This is a genomic window from Streptomyces sp. NPDC014907, from assembly GCF_055562975.1.
The window spans coordinates 682,342-699,211 of sequence record NZ_JBVHEG010000002.1 but is presented as its reverse complement, the minus strand read 5'-3'; the positions used below and the strand labels follow the sequence as shown (position 1 = coordinate 699,211).

Annotated in this window: 13 protein-coding genes and 2 tRNA genes; 6 read left to right on the top strand and 9 right to left on the bottom strand. The window is 74.9% G+C overall.

The features are described 5' to 3' along the window. Window positions 1–32: 32 nt before the first annotated feature. Together ACZ3IL_RS08520 and ACZ3IL_RS08515 are read left to right on the top strand one after the other, a co-directional pair. A complete protein-coding gene (locus ACZ3IL_RS08520) occupies window positions 33–1,481 on the top strand; it encodes a sensor histidine kinase (protein ID WP_467387930.1) in 1,449 nt (482 codons plus the stop codon). Then, window positions 1,478–2,074, top strand: a complete 597-nt coding sequence (locus ACZ3IL_RS08515) for a LuxR C-terminal-related transcriptional regulator (protein WP_467388218.1) — start codon at window positions 1,478–1,480, stop codon at window positions 2,072–2,074. The genes ACZ3IL_RS08520 and ACZ3IL_RS08515 overlap by 4 nt, the downstream gene beginning before the upstream one ends. 75 nt (window positions 2,075–2,149) lie before the next feature. On the opposite strand, the gene ACZ3IL_RS08510 is transcribed toward ACZ3IL_RS08515, so the two are convergent. Both ACZ3IL_RS08510 and ACZ3IL_RS08505 read right to left on the bottom strand, forming a co-directional pair. Next, window positions 2,150–2,223 (bottom strand) — tRNA-Lys (locus ACZ3IL_RS08510). A 64-nt stretch (window positions 2,224–2,287) separates the two neighbouring features. Then, on the bottom strand, window positions 2,288–3,046 hold the full coding sequence (locus ACZ3IL_RS08505; protein WP_467387929.1) for an IclR family transcriptional regulator: 759 nt from the start codon (window positions 3,044–3,046) through the stop codon (window positions 2,288–2,290). 455 nt (window positions 3,047–3,501) lie between these two features. On the opposite strand from ACZ3IL_RS08505, the gene ACZ3IL_RS08500 reads away from it, so the two are divergent. Both ACZ3IL_RS08500 and ACZ3IL_RS08495 read left to right on the top strand, forming a co-directional pair. Next, complete coding sequence (locus ACZ3IL_RS08500; RefSeq protein ID WP_467387928.1) at window positions 3,502–4,572, top strand: LLM class flavin-dependent oxidoreductase; 1,071 nt, start codon at window positions 3,502–3,504, stop codon at window positions 4,570–4,572. 302 nt (window positions 4,573–4,874) lie between these two features. Next, on the top strand, window positions 4,875–6,569 hold the full coding sequence (locus tag ACZ3IL_RS08495) for a glycosyl hydrolase family 18 protein (protein WP_467387927.1): 1,695 nt from the start codon (window positions 4,875–4,877) through the stop codon (window positions 6,567–6,569). A 144-nt stretch (window positions 6,570–6,713) separates the two neighbouring features. Here the strand turns inward: ACZ3IL_RS08495 and ACZ3IL_RS08490 are convergent, their stop codons facing one another. Next, window positions 6,714–8,582: a putative bifunctional diguanylate cyclase/phosphodiesterase gene (locus ACZ3IL_RS08490; protein ID WP_467387925.1), complete on the bottom strand. Its 1,869-nt coding sequence runs from the start codon at window positions 8,580–8,582 to the stop codon at window positions 6,714–6,716. Window positions 8,583–8,907: 325 nt separating this feature from the next. On the opposite strand from ACZ3IL_RS08490, the gene ACZ3IL_RS08485 reads away from it, so the two are divergent. After that, a complete protein-coding gene (locus ACZ3IL_RS08485) occupies window positions 8,908–10,260 on the top strand; it encodes a M6 family metalloprotease domain-containing protein (protein ID WP_467387923.1) in 1,353 nt (450 codons plus the stop codon). Between the two features lie 59 nt (window positions 10,261–10,319). Here the strand turns inward: ACZ3IL_RS08485 and ACZ3IL_RS08480 are convergent. From ACZ3IL_RS08480 to ACZ3IL_RS08455, 6 genes are all read right to left on the bottom strand, one after another. Beyond that, window positions 10,320–10,393 (bottom strand) — tRNA-Lys (locus ACZ3IL_RS08480). Beyond that, on the bottom strand, window positions 10,384–11,040 hold the full coding sequence (locus ACZ3IL_RS08475; RefSeq protein WP_467387921.1) for a hypothetical protein: 657 nt from the start codon (window positions 11,038–11,040) through the stop codon (window positions 10,384–10,386). Before ACZ3IL_RS08475 ends, ACZ3IL_RS08480 begins: the two co-directional genes overlap by 10 nt. 347 nt (window positions 11,041–11,387) lie before the next feature. After that, entirely contained in the window at window positions 11,388–11,744 is a 357-nt protein-coding gene (locus ACZ3IL_RS08470) for a hypothetical protein (RefSeq protein WP_467387919.1), read from the bottom strand. Between the two features lie 101 nt (window positions 11,745–11,845). Next, entirely contained in the window at window positions 11,846–13,183 is a 1,338-nt protein-coding gene (locus ACZ3IL_RS08465) for an AAA domain-containing protein (protein ID WP_467387917.1), read from the bottom strand. Continuing rightward, complete coding sequence (locus tag ACZ3IL_RS08460) at window positions 13,180–14,769, bottom strand: hypothetical protein (protein WP_467387915.1); 1,590 nt, start codon at window positions 14,767–14,769, stop codon at window positions 13,180–13,182. Before ACZ3IL_RS08460 ends, ACZ3IL_RS08465 begins: the two co-directional genes overlap by 4 nt. 85 nt (window positions 14,770–14,854) lie before the next feature. Further along, the gene (locus ACZ3IL_RS08455) at window positions 14,855–16,045 is read right to left on the bottom strand and encodes a hypothetical protein (RefSeq protein ID WP_467387913.1); all 1,191 of its coding nucleotides are present in this window, start codon (window positions 16,043–16,045) and stop codon (window positions 14,855–14,857) included. Between the two features lie 190 nt (window positions 16,046–16,235). Between ACZ3IL_RS08455 and ACZ3IL_RS08450 the strand changes: the two genes are divergently transcribed. Then, window positions 16,236–16,832, top strand: a complete 597-nt coding sequence (locus ACZ3IL_RS08450) for a histidine phosphatase family protein (protein ID WP_467387911.1) — start codon at window positions 16,236–16,238, stop codon at window positions 16,830–16,832. The last annotated feature ends 38 nt before the right edge of the window (window positions 16,833–16,870 follow it).

Genomic DNA, 16,870 nt, shown 5'->3' with positions numbered 1-16,870 from the left:
CGCCCCCGGCGCCGGGCCTACCGTGGGCGTCCATGGAACCCCGTAGGCCCGCAGAGGCCGTGGAACCGCGCACCCCGGTGGAATCCCGTCTCCCCGCCGGGCCGCGCGCGCCCGTGGCACCCCGTCCCCCGGAGGAGCCGCGCACGCCCTGGCAGGCGCTCGCCCGGCCCCGCTTCCTCCTCGGCCCGTGGCCGTGGCGGGCCGTCGCGTACCTCGCCACCGGAGCCCTCACCGGGGCCGCGGCCTGTCTGGTGCTCCTGCTCCTCGGCGTGTTCTCGCTGTTCCTCGTGGGGCTGCCGCCGCTCCTGCTCTCCGGGCCCGCCGTCGGTGCGCTGGAACGGCTCCGCCTCCGGCTCGTGGACCGGGACCCGGCCCCGGACCCGCACCGCGTCCCCACCGAGCCCGGTCTCGCCGCCTGGCTCCGGCTGCGGGCGGGCGAGCAGGCGACCTGGCGGGAACTGGCGTACGCCCTGCTGCTCGCCGCCGTCCTGTGGCCGCTGGACCTGATCGTCCTCGCCGTCGGCGCCGGCCTGCCCCTCGCCCTCCTCAGCGCCCCCGTCCAGCTGGCCGCCGACGGCCGGGAGGCCAAGGTCGTCAAGGCGTACCTGGTCACCACCTGGCCGGAGGCCTTCGCCACCGCACTCCTCGGCGCCGCCCTCCTCGTGCTCCTCTCCTATCCCCTCACCGCCCTCGCCGGCGCGCGCGCCGCCCTCGCCCGCGCCCTGCTCGCCCCGCGCGACGCCGACGCCCCGCCGGGCGCGATCGGTGAGGTGATCGCCTCCCGCGCCCGGCTCGTCGACGCCTTCGAGGCCGAGCGGCGCCGCATCGAGCGCGACCTCCACGACGGGGCCCAGCAGCGCCTGGTCGCCCTCACCATGACCCTCGGCCTCGCCCGCCTCGACGCCCCGCCGGGGCCGCTCGCGGACCAGCTGGCCAAGGCCCACGCGGAGGCCGGGCAGGTCCTGACCGAGCTGCGCGAGCTGATCCACGGCATCCACCCCCAGGTCCTCGCCGACTACGGCCTCGGTCCCGCCCTCGCCGACGCCGCCGACCGCTCCGCCGTCCCCGTGGACACCGACGTCGAGCTGCCCCGGCTGCCCGGGGCCGTGGAGAGCGCCGGCTACTTCGCGGGCTACGAGGCGCTGGCCAACGTCGGCAGGCACAGCGGTGCCCGCCGCGCCCGGCTCACCGCGCGGCACGAACGCGGCGTCCTGCGCCTCGACGTCGAGGACGACGGGCGGGGCGGGGCGGACCCGGCCCGGGGGAGCGGCCTCACCGGTCTGGCCGACCGGCTCGCCGTCCTCGATGGCACACTGACGATCATGAGCCCGCCGGGCGGGCCGACCCTGCTCCGAGTGGAGATCCCGTGCCCCACACCGACCGAACCGACACCGACCGCGCCGGCACCGGCCGGCCCGACGCGGGCCGCGCGCTCCGCGTCGTCCTCGCCGAGGACGGCGTCCTCCTCCGGGAGGGCCTGATCGGGCTCCTGGCCCGCTTCGGCCACGAGGTCGTCGCCGCCGTGGGGGACGCCGACGCCCTGCGCGAGGCGGTCGCCGCCCACGACCCGGACATCGTCGTGACCGACGTGCGGATGCCGCCCGGCTTCCAGGACGAGGGGCTGCGCGCCGCGGTCGCGCTCCGTGCCGAACGGCCCGCCCTGCCGGTCCTCGTCCTCAGCCAGTACGTGCAGCGCAGCTACGCCGCCGACCTCCTCGACGCGGGGGACGGCACCGGCGTCGGCTACCTCCTGAAGGACCGGGTCGGACAGGTCGAGGAGTTCCGGGACGCGCTGGCCCGGGTCGCGGACGGCGGCACGGTCGTCGACCCCGAGGTCGTACGGCAGCTCCTGCGCCGCCACCGGGACCCGCTGGAGGCGCTGACCCCGCGCGAGCGCGAGGTCCTGGGCCTGGTCGCGGAGGGGCACTCCAACGGCGCGATCGCCCGCCGCCTGGTCGTCACCGAGGCCGCCGTCGGCAAGCACATCGGCAACATCCTGGCGAAGCTGGACCTGCCCCCGGCCGAGGACACCCACCGGCGCGTGCTCGCCGTCCTCACCTACCTCAGGGCGTGACGTACTTCGGGGCGTGACGTACCTCGGGGCACGACGAGAAGGACCCCCGCTTCCGCGGGGGTCCTTCTCCGTCCGTGCGCCGCCAGGGACTCGAACCCCGGACCCGCTGATTAAGAGTCAGCTGCTCTAACCAACTGAGCTAGCGGCGCCTGCTGACAGAGAAAATACTACCCGGTCCCGCGGGGTGCTCCGGACCACCCCGCGGGGCGGGCCTCAGATCGCCAGGGAGAGCACCACCGGGGCCGCCCTGCGGTTGAGCGTGTCCGCCGCCGCGCGCAGCCGGTGGGCGTGCTCGATCGGGAGGGAGAGCGCCAGGCAGCCCACGGCGGCGCCCGCCGTCAGCGGCACGGCGGCGCAGACGGTGCCCACCGCGTACTCCTGGAGGTCGAGCACGGGGACGGTGGCCGGCTGGCTGTCCAGCTTGGAGAAGAGGACGCGCTCGCTGGTGATGGTCCGGGAGGTCAGCCGGGCGATCTTGTGCCGGGAGAGGTGGTCCCGCCGTCCGTTCTGGTCGAGCTGGGTGAGCAGGCACTTGCCGACCGCGCTGGCGTGCGCCGCCGAGCGGAAGTCGACCCACTCGTTGACCTTGGGCGTGCGCGGGCCGTCCGCGAACTGGGTGATCTTCACCTCGCCGTCGATGTACCGGCTGATGTAGACGGCCGCGCCGACGGAGTCGCGCAGCTCGGTCAGGGTCTCCTGGAGCTTGGCCTCCAGGGCGTCGCGGCGGGTCGTGCCGGAGCCGAGGAGGACGAGGGAGTCCCCGACCACGTACGCGCCGTCGGCGACCTGCTCGACGTATCCCTCGCGACGGAGCATGAGGAGCAGCGAGGACAGGTGGGCCACGGGGAGGCCGGTCTCGCGTGCGATCTGGACGTCCGTCACTCCGCCGCCGTGCCGGGAGATCGTTTCGAGTACGCGCAGGGCGTACTGCACCGAATGGAACGGCGCGGTGGGCTCGGGCTTCAGCGCCACGGTTTCCCCCTACCAGGTTGTGACCGCTAGCTTTCGTTCCAAGATAGCCGTCAAGGCCCCTTCGGAGGGCGGCTGTTGGCCAGAAAGACGCGGGCGGTCCGGGCCCTGTGCTGGGTCGCGCCACTCTGGCATATGCCAGGGTCATTGGTTTCGGGCAGAACCTCAGGTCAGGGACGTGCGTGAACGCGCTCGTCCGCGTGTTCGACCGGAAGAGAAGAAGAGATTTTTCGCGCGGAAAGGGACCCGGTGCCGCCTCCTCCCCGGTGGCCGGGAACGCACGCCGCCGCCCGCGCGGGGGTACGGCGCCCCGCACGGGCGGCGGGAGCGGGAGGAGGCGGGAGCGACGGCGGGAAGAGGCGGGGCGAAGAGGTGGGGCGGAGGGGACGGAATAAGCGGAGCCTCCCTCCTGTTCTTCCCCTCATGCACACGCGAGCGCGCCGAGGAGGGTCCCGACGGTGACCGACACCATTCGAGGAGAGGTGCGGGGGACCGCGCCCGTACCGCTGTCCGTGCTGGATCTGGTGACCGTCGGCAGCGGGCGGACCGCGAGCCAGGCCCTCGCCACCAGCGTCGAGCTGTCCCGGCTCGCCGAGCGGCGCGGCTACCACCGCCACTGGGTGGCCGAGCACCACTCCATGCCCGGGGTCGCCTCCTCCTCCCCGGCCGTCATCCTGGCCCACCTCGCCGCCCACACCCGGCGCGTCCGGCTGGGCTCGGGCGGCGTCATGCTGCCCAACCACGCCCCGCTCGTCGTCGCCGAGCAGTTCGGCACCCTGGAGGCCCTCGCCCCCGGCCGGATCGACCTCGGTCTCGGCCGCGCGCCCGGCACCGACGGCGCCACGGCCGCCGCCCTGCGCCGCACCGACCGGCTGAACGAGGGCGCCGACGACTTCCCGGAGCAGCTCGCGGAGCTGACCCGCTTCCTGGACGACGACTTCCCCGACGGGCATCCGTACGCGCGCGTCCACGCCGTGCCCGGCCCGGTGCAGGGCCCGAAGGGACGCCCGCCGGTCTGGCTGCTCGGCTCCTCCGGCTTCAGCGCCCGGCTCGCCGGCCTGCTCGGGCTGCCCTTCGCCTTCGCCCACCACTTCTCGGCCAGGAACACGATCCCGGCGCTCGACCTCTACCGGGAGTCCTTCCGGCCCTCGGCGGTGCTCGACGCCCCGTACGCGCTGATCGGCGTCTCGGCGCTCGCCGCCGACGAGGCCGGGGAGGCGCGCCGCCAGGTCCTCACCGGCGCCCTCTCGATGCTGCGGCTGCGCACCGGCCGGCCCGGTCTGGTGCCGACGCCGGAGGAGGCGGAGGCGTACTCCTTCGGCCCCGCCGAGCGGGAGTTCGTGGACGGCTGGCTGGCGAACGTCGTGTACGGCACCCCGGACGAGGTCCGCACGGGCCTGGACGACCTGCGGAAGCGGACCGGCGCCGACGAGCTGATGATCACGGCCAACGCGCACGGCGGGGAGGCGCGGCTGCGGAGCTACGAACTCATCGCCGACGCCTACGGCATGCCGGAGCTCCCCGAGTAGCCCGGACGGTCCGGCCGTCCGGTCCCGGACCGGCGCCCGCCGGACGGATCGCGGATTTCCGGAACGGGTGGTTCACCGTCGAACGAATCCCGGATCTTCCCTAAGGGAACCTTAAACCGCTCGTCACCGATGGTGGCGGGCGGTTCTTTTCTGTGCCGCACCCCTCCGACAAGGCCTTTCTGCCTCCGATTGGTCTAGTCCTCAATTTGGTTCAGACCATTGACTCACCGTTCGCGCGGCGGCTATCACTGCTCCCACTCCTGTACGGCACCACCCAGTACCCCCCCACCCGGAGGCCGCACGTGCACCCCCGCAAGTCACTGATCGCCGCGCTCCTCGGCTCGGCCCTCGCCGCCGGCGCGCTCGCCGCGACCGCCGGACTCGGCTCCGCCCAGGCGGCCGGCACGACGACCGCCGCCTCCGCGGGCGGCGTGCGCATCGCGTACTACGACCAGTGGAGCGTCTACGGCAACGCGTTCTACCCCAAGCACCTCGACACCCGGGGCATCGCGGGCCGGCTGGACGTCCTCAACTACTCGTTCGGCAACATCCACCCCACCGACCTCACCTGCTTCATGGCCAACAAGGCCGCGGGCGACGACAACAACCCCAACGCGGGTGACGGCGCGGGCGACTCGTTCGCCGACTACCAGAAGTCCTTCGGCGCGGCGGACAGCGTCGACGGCGTCGCCGACACGTGGAACCAGCCGATCGTGGGCGTCTTCAACCAGTTCAAGGAGCTGAAGGCGAAGTACCCCCACCTGAAGATCAACATCTCGCTGGGCGGCTGGACCTACTCCAAGTACTTCCACGACGCCGCGAAGACGGACGCGAGCCGCAAGAAGCTCGTCTCCTCCTGCGTCGACCAGTACCTCAAGGGCAACCTGCCGGTCGAGGGCGGCTTCGGAGGCCCGGGCTCGGCGGCCGGCGTCTTCGACGGCATCGACATCGACTGGGAGTACCCGGGCTCCTCCGGCGGCCACCTGGGCAACCACTACGGCCCCGAGGACAAGCAGAACTTCACGCTCCTGCTCGCCGAGTTCCGCAAGCAGCTCGACGCGTACGGCAAGGCCAACGGCGGCAAGAAGTACCTGCTGACCGCGGCCCTCCCGGCGGGCCAGGACAAGATCAAGCACATCGAGACGGACAAGATCGGCGCGTACCTCGACTACGCGAACATCATGACGTACGACATGCACGGCGCCTGGGACGGCGACGGGCCGACGTACCACCAGTCCCCGCTGTACCCCTCCCCGGACGACCCGACCGACCCGATCGCGCCGGGCACCGAGAAGTACACGATCGACTCCGCCGTCGACTCCTGGATCGACGGCAACCCGGCCTACGGCGTCGCGGGCGGCTTCCCCGCCGGCAAGCTGACCCTCGGCTACGAGTTCTACTACCGCGGCTGGAAGGGCGTCCCGGCCGGAACCACCCACGGCCTCGCGCAGACCGCCACCGGCGGCTCCAACGCCCGCCCGCTCAGCCAGCAGGCCGGCATCGCGCACTACAAGGAGCTGGGCGGCATCGTCGACAACCCGGCGACCACCTTCTGGGACGACCGGTCGAAGTCCTCGTACTTCTACAAGGACGGCGAGTTCTTCACCGGCCTGAACCAGAAGTCCGTGCAGGCCCGGGTCGACTACGGCAAGCAGCGAGGCCTGGCCGGCGCGATGATGTACTCCCTGCTCGGCCTGGACGAGAACGCCACCCTCCTGAAGCAGATCGACACCGCGCTCGGCTCCGCCACCACGCCGCCCACCACCCCGCCGACGACGCCTCCCACGACGCCGCCGACCACCCCGCCCACCACGCCCCCGACGACGCCGCCGGCCACCGGCTGCACCGCCCCGGCGTACGCGGCCGGCACGGTCTACAACACCGGCAACGAGGTCTCCCACAACGGCCGCACGTACAGGGCCAAGTGGTGGACCCAGAACGAGGCCCCCGGCACCACCGGTGAATGGGGCGTCTGGCAGGACCTCGGCGCCTGCTGAGGACCTGACCCCCCCCACGACCGCCGTCCCGTCCCGGCCGGCCGCTCCCCACGGCCGGCCCCCTCCCCCCACGACCACCGCCCCCGCCCGGACTGTCCCTCCGGCCGGGGGCGGTTCCACGCCCCGGCCCGGCGCGCGGGCGGCTCAGACCGGCAGCGGCTCCGTGCCGATCAGCTCGGCGATCCGGTCCGGGGTCACCGCCCGCGAGTACAGCCAGCCCTGCCCCGTGTCGCAGCCGATCCGCCGCAGCCGGCCGGCCTGCCCGGCGGTCTCGACGCACTCGGCGGTGACCGTGAGCCCCAGCCGGTGCGCGAGCTGGACGAGCGCCTCGACGATCAGCTCGTCCGCCGGGTTGGAGTGCTCCTCGTCCTGGAAGCCGCGGACGAACGAACCGTCCAGCTTGAGCACGGAGACCGGGAGCCTGCTCAGGTAGGCGAGGTTCGAGTACCCGGTGCCGAAGTCGTCGATCGCGATCCGCACCCCCATGTCGCTCAGCGCCTGGAGCGCCCGCAGCGGCCGGCCCGCCGAGCCCATCACGGCGGACTCGGTCAGTTCGAGCTGGAGCAGGTGCGGGGCGAGGCCGGTCTCCGCGAGGACGCCGGCCACGTCCGAGACGAGGTCGGAGTCCCAGACCTGCCGGACCGCCACGTTGACGCTCACGAAGAGCGGGCGTTCGCGCGGATGGTCCTTCTGCCACTGCCGGGCCTGGTGGCAGGCGGTGCGCAGGATCCACCGCCCCAGCTCCACGATGGAGCCGTCCTCCTCGGCGATCCCGATGAACCGGTTCGGCGCGAGCGGGCCGAACCGCGGATGGTGCCAGCGCACCAGCGCCTCCACCCCGCGCACCGCCCCGTCGGACAGGTCCACGAGGGGCTGGTACTCCAGGGCGAACTCCCCGCGCTCCACGGCCGGCCGCAGGGTGGAGGAGAGCGCCTGCCGGGTCATCCGGTGGGCGTTGCGCTCGGGGTCGAAGAGGGCCCAGCGGGCCTTGCCGTCCGCCTTCGCCCAGTACAGCGTGGTGTCCGCGGCCTGCATGAGGGACGTCGCCGTCGTCCCGCGCCCGGAGCGCTCGACCACGCCGATCGAGGCGGACACCGAGAGCCGCTGCCCGGCCAGGTCGAAGGGGGCCTGGAGCGCGTCGAGCACCGAGCGCGCCAGGTCCGCGAGCTGTTCCGTGCCGGTGGAGTCCTCGACCATGATCGCGAACTCGTCCCCGCCGAGCCGCGCCACGAGGTGACCGCCGCCGCGGGTGGGGCCCCCGCCGTCCGCGCACGCGGTCAGCCGGTCGGCGACGGCGGCCAGGAGCCGGTCGCCGACCCGGTGGCCGAGGGTGTCGTTGATCGCCTTGAAGCCGTCGAGGTCGATGGAGCAGAGGCCGATCCGGCCGGTCCCGCCGTACCCGTGCGGCTCGTGTGATTCGTGCGGCTCGTGCGGCGGTCCGGACGGGCCGGTGTCCTGCCGGGCGGCGGCGTCCAGGGCGGCCGAGAGGCGTTCGAAGAAGAGCGCGCGGTTGGGCAGCCGGGTCACCGGGTCGTGCATCTGGAGGTGGCGCAGCCGGGCCTGGAGCTCGCGCCGGTCGCTGATGTCCGCGACCGACAGCAGGACCCGCCGGCTGCCCGGCACGGGGGCGACGGTGACCTCGGCCCACAGCGGGCGCCCACCGGGGTGCTCGAGGCGGCGGGTGCAGCGGAGGCGGGAGCGCCGGCCGCGGAGCACCTCGCGGTACGCGTGCCACGTGCGCCCGTCCGAGGCGAGGTCCACGAGGTCGGAGGCGGCCCGCTCCCGGAGCGCCTCGGCCCCGGTGCCGAGGAGGGCGCCGAGGGAGTCGTTGGCGGCGACGACGATGCCGTCCTGGTCCACGACGGCCATGGCGAGCCGGGCGACCCGGAAGGCGGCGCGGTAGTCGTGGAGTTCGGCCGCGCGGTGCTCGTCGTGACGCTCCGTGAGGGCGGGGGCGGTGCCGGGCGGCTCCGGCCGCTCCTGGGGCGCCGGTCCTTCGGGGGTTGCGCTCACCGCTCGCTCCCGTAGTGCAGTCGGGCCGGTCACACGGGGACGGGACGGTCGGCCGAGGAAGAGTGAGCCGATCATAGAGCCAGGCCGGGCGGCCCTTCCAGCCGTGGGGGGCCGCCCGGGTCCGCCCGGCCTCCCGGAGCGCTCCGCCGGGCCGCCCCGCCCGACCGCTTCGGCCCGGCTCTGACAGGGGCTGATGGGGGGTGATCGATTGTGACTTTCCGTGAACCGGTTCGTGTCCGTTTCACGTCGACACCGTGGCTCCTCCTCACCCGACCGGGTCAGCGGAAATATGCGAAATGATGCAAATCATCACAAGGTGGGTGAGGTGTCCCGCATTCGTGATCCGGAGGTCCACGTGAGGCGTCAGCAGCCACCCGGAGGAGGGGAACCGCCCGGGGGAGCGGAGCCACCGGGAGGCGCGGGACCGTCCGGCGGCACGGGTCCCTCCGGAAGGGCGGGACGCCCGCGCCTGCGCGCCGGGGCGGCCGCCTTCACCTCGCTCACCGCGCTGGCCGCCACCACCCTCGTCACGGGCCCCGCCGTCGGCGTGCCCTCGGCGGCCCCCTGCGCCCTGACCCGCACCGGGGCCCACCACTCCCTCGGCCTCGACACCTGGAACGGCTCGTACCCGCGCCCGGGGGGCGTCCTCGACGCGGTCATGATCTTCCTGTCCTTCCCGGACGCCGAGCCCCTCACCGGCCCGGCCGAACTCGCCGCCGACCACTTCCCCGGCACCAGCGAGTACTTCGAGCGCGCCTCCTACGGGCGCTTCACCCTGCGCCCGCACCCGCAGAAGGCCTGGACCCCGATGCCGCGCGACTCCGGCGCGTACGGCATACGGCGGGACTGGGACACCGAGAAGCGGGCCGCGTACCTCCGGGACGCCGTCGCCGCCGCCGACGCGAGCGTGGACTTCTCCCGGTACGACATCGTCTACCTGGTCGCGGACCCGGACGCGCCGGGCGTGGACTCCGACGCGACCAAGGTCGTCAACCTGGACCGGCCGCTGGAGGCCGACGGCACCGAGATCAGGCGGGTCGTCACCGTCTTCGAGCGGCACCCGCCCGACCGGAACGTCCTCGCCCACGAGACCGGCCACGTCTTCGACCTGCCCGACCTCTACCACCGCCCGGAGGACGGCAGGGGCGACTGGGACACCCACGTGGGCGACTGGGACGTCATGGGCAGCCAGTTCGGGCTCGCCCCGGACCTCTTCGGCTGGCACAAGTGGAAGCTCGGCTGGCTCTCCCGCACGCAGGTGACGTGCGTCCGGGGGCCCGGCCCCGAGGTGGTCAGCCTGGAGCCGACCGACGCCCCGCGGGCCCCGGGGGCCACGCTCGGCACCCGGCTGGCCGTCGTCCGCACCGGTCGCGACAGCGCGCTCGCGATCGAGGCCCGCAGCGACGCCGGGAACGACGCCGAGACCTGCACGGAGGGCGTGCTCGTCTACCGGATCCGCAGCGGTACGGCCTCCGGCGACGGGCCGGTCGAGGTCGTGGACGCGCACCCGGACACCGAGGCGTGCTGGGACCGCTCGGTCTACCCGCCGCTCGCGGACGCCCCGCTGGAGGAGGGCGAGACCTTCACCGTGCCGGGGACGGACGTCCGGATCGAGGTCACGGACCGCACGGCGTCGGACGTCTGGACGGTCCGGATCACCCCGGCGGGAGCGCGCTGACGGCCGCCCGCCGGCACACGAAGAAGCCCCCCGCTTCCGCGAGGGGCTTCTTCCGTCGGTGCGCCGCCAGGGACTCGAACCCCGGACCCGCTGATTAAGAGTCAGCTGCTCTAACCAACTGAGCTAGCGGCGCCTGCTGACGTCGTAGACATTAGCACCCGGAACGGCGGGAGGAAAAATCGATACCCGCACGTCGGCGGCGGCGGCCGCCCGCGCGGCCCGCACGCAGGCCCAGAGGACGACCTCGGGTCCGGGCAGCCACGGGTGCCGGGTGTCGGGGGCCACCAGCCAGCGGGGCCCGGCCGTGCCGGACGGGGCGAGCGGCGGCACGGTCACCGCGTCCCCGCGTCCGTGGCAGAGCGGCCGGGGCACCGCGCCGCCCCGCCCCCGGGCGTCCCGCCCGGAGTCGGCGCCCGCCTCCCAGTCGAGCAGGGCGGGCAGCCGCTGGGCCGTGCCCGGCGCGGTGAAGAGCATCATCCGGCCCCGGTGGACGGCGACGGGCCCCGACCCCGGGCCCTCCGCCCACAGCCGGTCCAGCATCCGGCGCCCGAAGACCTGGTCCACGCCGACGACGTCGAAGACCGTTCCGCAGGGCAGCGTGGCGGGCGAGGCGGGCCGGGACTCCCAGCGGGTGAGCGCGGCCCCCCGGTCGCCGGCGGCCGAGGCCAGCCAGGCGGCTCCGTCGGCGGTCACCCGGGCCGTCTGGTGCCGCCCCTCGTCGTCCTCCCGCAGGAAGCGGAACACGTCGTGCGGGGTCTCTTCGCGCAGCCACGTCGTCATGCGTCCAGGTGTACCCGGAGTGACGGGACGGTTTCCGAGAGTTCGCGGAATCCCGGACAGGGAGGGCGGCCGAGGGGTATCGTGCCCACTCGGCATATGCCAGGGGTGTTTTTTGGTCACGGGGTACGACTTCGAGCCGTACGCGCCCCCGTTTCGCGCCCCCGTGCTCCGGAGCGACGCCCTTGCGCCCCGGCTCGTCCGTGTGCGCCCCGGCCCGCGCCCGCGCGCCGTCCGGGGCTCCGGAGACGTCCGCGGCGCCCCCGCCTCCCGGTCCGGGCGCCGGGGGCTCCCGGAGACGCCAGCGGCGCCCCGCCTCCCGGTCCGGGCCCGCGCGCCGCCGGGTCCGCTCAGTCCTCCGGCGGACGTCCGTCCGTCCGGATGAGGCCGCGGCCGAACTCGATCATCTTCCGGGCGTAGTCCTCGGTCCACTGGGCCCGCTCGGCGACGTCCGCCACCGACAGGCGGTCGAAGCGGCGCGGGTCCGCGAGCTGGGCCGCCGCGATCGCCTGGAACTCCGTCGCCCGGTCCGTCGCCGCCCGGAACGCGAGCGTCAGCTCCGTCGCGCGGGCCAGCAGCTCCCGGGGGTCCTCCAGGGACTCCAGGTCGAAGAAGTGCTCCGGATCGGCGGTCGCCTCGGCAGGCTCGAAGACCAGCGGTGCCGGCCGGAGCCGCCGCTGTCCGCTCCGCTCCGCGGGTTCCGCCATCGTCCTTCTCCTCCTCGCACGGGCACGGCCCGGAGTCCCGGGCCGTCCTCCATTGTCCCGCGCCCCGCAAGGGCGCGAATCCGGGGCCGCGCGCCCCGGGGTCACGGCGTCCAGACCACCCGGTGTTCCTCCAGGTGGGAGAGGACCGCGTGGTTCGCCTCCCAGCCGTCGGGGAACGACACCACCGCCCCCAGCCGGACCGGTTCCGTCGACGGGTGCTCGTCCAGGAGCTCCGCCACGCCCGCCCGGCACACCACCACGCACGCGTGCCGGTGCCGGGAGGCGAGCACGCACAGCCGGCCCGTCTCCAGGTGGAAGGCGGTCGCGTCCGGGCGGCCGGACAGCGGGTGGAGGACGACCGTCACGTCGTACTCGCGTCCCTGGAGCCGGTTCGCGGTGTCCACCGTCACCCCCGTCACGCCCAGCCCCGCGAGGGCCGCCCGCACCGCCGCCGCCTGGTCGCGGTGGGCGGTGCCGACCGCGATCCTCGCCGGGGTCAGGGGCACGGGGTGCTCGGAGCGCTCCGAGACCGCCGCGCCGCCCCGGTCCAGGAGGCGCCGCACCACCAGGGCGACCGCCCCCACCGCCTCGGGATCGGTGCGCGGGGTGTGCCGGGGCGGGAGTTCGAGCAGTCCCCAGCCCGACTCGGCCGCCTCGTCCAGGACCCGGTCCGGACCCGAACCGTCCGACGGCACCCCGAAGGACAGCCTCCGGTCCCCGTGCCCGGTGCCGCTGCGGAACGGCGTGTACGGGTAGAAGGCGTCCGACACCAGCGGCGCCGCCGACGCGGGCAGCCGCCACGACACCGGCAGCCGGTGCTGCGGCAGCTCCGGGTTGTGCGCGAGCAGGGTCGAGACCGCGCTGGCGGACGGGTCGTACGCCAGCCCCGCCCACTGCTCCGCGCCCACCACCGAGAACGGGTCCAGCTGCCCCGGGTCGCCCACGAACAGCGCCCGCTCGAAGAGCCCGGCCACCGCGAGCAGCGCGTCCGAACGCATCTGGTACGCCTCGTCGACGATCGCGTGCGCCCACGGCTCGGCGTTCTTCACGTGCCCCCACTTGGCGGCCGTGGAGATCACCACCGGCAGCCCGGCCAGGTCGCCCGCCTTCGCGGACTTCCGCACGTTCTCCAGGTCGTCGAGCGCCTTGTCGTACGGATCGCTGTCGCTGGAGTGCAGCCGGCCCACCACGAGGTCCGGTTCCTTCTCGGCGAGCCTCAGGACCAGGTCGTCCACCTGCGCGTTCGTCTGCGCGACCACCATCAGGGGACGCCCGGCGGCGGCCAGTTCGAGGGCCGCGCGCACGACGAGCGTCGACTTGCCGGCGCCGGGCGGGGAGTCCACGACCACGCCCCGCGAGGTGCCGTGCAGGGTGTCCGCCAGGATGGCGTCCGTCGCCCGCCCGGCCGCGGCGGAAGGATCGAAGGGTTCGCGGGTCACAGCAGGTCCTCGGGGGTCACGGGGTCGGGCGGTTCCACGGCGTCGGTCCGGGGCGGACCGCCGTGCGTCCAGGGCGTCTCCTCCGGGTCCGGAAGCCGCGGCCCGGTCCGCTGGTCGTGCTCGAAGAGCGTCCAGACGATCCGCTCGCCCTTCTCCGGCACCGAACCCTCCGCCGGCTCCCTGGACCGGCCCATCCGGTCCAGGACCCGGAACACCGGCGAGCCGTCCTCCTCGTACCGCACGAACTCCGCCGTCTGCGGCTTGCCGTCCAGCGAGCGGTACGCCCGCACCCGCTCGGCCAGGTGCGGCCGGTCCTCCGTGCGGAGCGTGAGCAGCGGCCGGGGCGCGGGGCGCTTCGACTCCGTCCACGCCATCGTCACCTCCACCACCTCCGCCGCGAACGCCTCGCCCGCCAGCCGCCGTCCCGCCATGACCAGCGGGTCGTCCAGCGCCTCCTGCGCCTCCAGCTGGCCCTGGGCCTGCTCGCGGGCCGCCAGCTTCCGCGCCGCCGTCACCGCGTCGTCCCGGCGCGGCTGCGGCGGCTCGCCGGCCGCGATCCGGTCCCGGTGGGCGGTGAAGGACCAGCGGTCCCGGGTCCAGCGGTCCCCGGTCCTGGCCCCCTCCGGCAGCTCCCGCAGCAGCCCGAGCGCCCGCCACACCGCCTCCCAGACCGGCTTCAGCTGCGAGGCGACGAGCCGGCGCACCTCCCGCTCGGCCGCGACCAGTTCGCCGAGGGCCCGGTCGGCCGCCTCGCCGTCCTCGGCCGCGCCGGACGCCTGCCGGGCCCTGTCGTACCGCTCGATCGCGGGCGCCAGGAGCCGGTTGTCGAAGGCCGGGTCGGTGGCGGGCCCGGCGGGCGGGCAGAGGAGCTGCCCCCGCTCGTCCCGGCCCGTCTCTGCCCGCAGCGCCCCCACCGGGCCTGGCACCCCGTCCTCCGGATCGATCCAGGCCAGCAGCGCGCCCAGGTGTTGGTCCTCCAGGGAGGACTGGCCGGTCGCCCAGTGCCGGTTGAGCAGGTCGGTCGCCGCGAGCAGCAGCGACGAGCCGGGCACCCGGGCCCGCTCGCCGAAGTGCGTCAGCCAGCGGCCGAGCAGCGGCACCCGCGGCGGCGCGGGGAACGGCGTCTCCGGGTCCTGTTCGGCCGTCCGCCGGAACCGGGTGGAACGCCCGAGCAGCCGCACGTACTCGACGCCCGCCCGGCTCGGCACGATCAGCTGCGGCGCGTCCGCGCACAGTTCGACCTCGACCCGCACCTTCTTCCCGGTCTCCGCGTCCGTCTCGTTCCGCTCCACCAGCTCCACGGCGTCCGTGAACCCGTCGACGTACGGCAGGATCTCCTCGGCCAGGTCCGCGAGGAACGAGAACCGCAGGTCGCGGTCGCGGGGCTGGGGCACCACCAGGAGCCTCGGCTCCTCCGGGTCGGTGCCGACGAGCGCGCCCAGCGGGGCGCCCGCCTCACCGGCGGTGGTCAACGGCACCAGGACCAGCGGGCGTTCGGAGAGGTGCCGGTGCCGGACGGTGGCGAGCGGCTGCGCCCGGCCCGACTCGACGGCCTCCATCCGGGCCAGCGTGGAGATCAGCGACATGCGGGGGCCTTTCGGGGCGCGCGACGGGGACGCGCGGTCGGGCGGGGCGCGCGGGACCCGGCGCCCCGGGGCGCGGGACGCGCGGTCAGCGGGGGCATGCGACGCCCTCCCGGGGGACGCGCGGAGGGGCCGACGCCAGCGCCTCCTCGCGCAGGGCCCGCGCCCGGCGCAGCGCCGCCACCGCCGGGTCCTCCGGGTCGCCGGCCTCGCCGCGCGCCGCCGCCAGGACCGCGCCGATCGTCGTCAGGCCGCCCAGCTCACCCCGCACCGAACGGCCCAGGGTCTCCACCGCGCCCGCCTCCCGCGACCGCGAACGGCAGTGGAAGGCCAGCTCGCAGGCGGCCAGGCACTCCGGCGCGTACTGGTGGGGCACCGACTCCACGGCGGCCTCCAGCTCCTCCGCCGAACGCTCCGTCACGTCGAAGCCGACGCCCTCCGGCAGGGCGTCCACGATCTCGTCGATCCGGGTGAGCCGGGCCAGCTGACGCCGGGTCACCGACCGCTGCTTGCGGACGTCGACCACCGAGGCCGTCGGCACGTTCGAGAAGTCCTTGGGGCAGACGAGCAGGACGGAGTGCGCCACCCGCGCGCCCTCCACGGCCTCCGCGACCCGTTCGAGCGCGAGCACGTACACGGCGGCCTGGCGGGCCGCCGCGCCCACCTTCGCCGCGTCGGCCGAACCGTCGACCGTCGGGAAGGACTTGATCTCCACCACCGTCCAGCCGCCGTCCGGGCGGACCACCACCGCGTCCGGCTCCAGGTAGACCGGCGAGCCCGCCACCTCCAGGGCGAGCAGCGGATGGTCGAGGAGCGTCCACGTCCCGGACCCGGTCGCCTCCCGCAGGGCGAGCGCGGTGCGCGCCACCCGTCCCGCGGGCCCGGCCGCCGTCAGGTCGGGCACGTCCACCCCGCCCGGCTCCTCCACCCCGAACAGGCGCAGCAGTTCACGGCCGCCGTCCGCCTTGACCTTCGCCTCGAAGGAGTTGCCCCGCACGATCGCGAACTGCGACTGGCCGAAGGGGGCCGGGGAGCCGAGCCTCGCGGCCAGCGCGGACTTGTCGACCCCGGCGCCGTCGAGCAGGGCCCGGCGCCGGCAACCGGGGTTGGCCGCGAGCGCCGCGAGCGCCCGGGCGTCCAGCGGGCGCGGCGGGTTGGCCGGCCCGCGCAGTTCGGCGAGCCGTTCCCGGGCTCTCGGCTTCGCCGGGGCGGGGGCGGTGCCGGGCCGGCGGGTCGTCTGCGGCGGTCGTGACAGACCGCCGTCCAGGGATGCGCTCACCCGCGGAAGTCTCGCATCCGCCACCGACAACCGGGGCGGGTTCCCCCCTTTCCGGGCGTCCGGCCGGCCGTTCCGCGCGGCCGGAGACGCCGGAGGCGGCCCCCGCCGGTCGCCCGCGTGCCGCCCCGGATCGGGGTGGGCGATGATGGAAGGAGCCCGTCCGCACCGCGAACCTCTGGAGAGCCTTCCCATGGCACCGCGCATCCTGCTCGCCCGGCACGGCCAGACCGAGTGGTCACTTCTCGGCCGGCACACCGGCAGGACCGACATCCCGCTGCTCGAAGAGGGGCGGCGCGGCGCGAAGCTGCTCGGCGAGCGCCTCCACCGGGGGCCCTGGCAGGGCCTGCCCGGCGTGGAGGTGCGCACCAGCCCCCTGGTCCGGGCGAGCGAGACCTGCGCCCTCGCGGGCTTCGGGGACCGGGCCGAGCCCTGGGACGCGCTGATGGAGTGGGACTACGGGGCGTACGAGGGACTGACCCCGGCACAGATCAAGAAGGACCGGCCGGACTGGTTCATCTGGCGCGACGGCGTCCCGGAGGGGGAGACCCTGGCGCAGCTGTCGGACCGCGCCGACACGATCGTGGAGTGGGCCCGCTCCGGGGACCGGGACGTCCTGGTCTTCGCCCACGGACACATCCTGCGCGCGATCGGCGCCCGCTGGCTCGGCGAGGACGTCTCCTTCGCCGCCCGCATCCGCCTGGACCCGACGAGCCTGTCGGTCCTGGGATGGGCGTACGACGCCCCCGCGCTCGAACGCTGGAACGACACCGGACACCTGGAGCGCTGACCGCGCGCACGCGGAGGAGCGGGCGGAGGAACTGACGC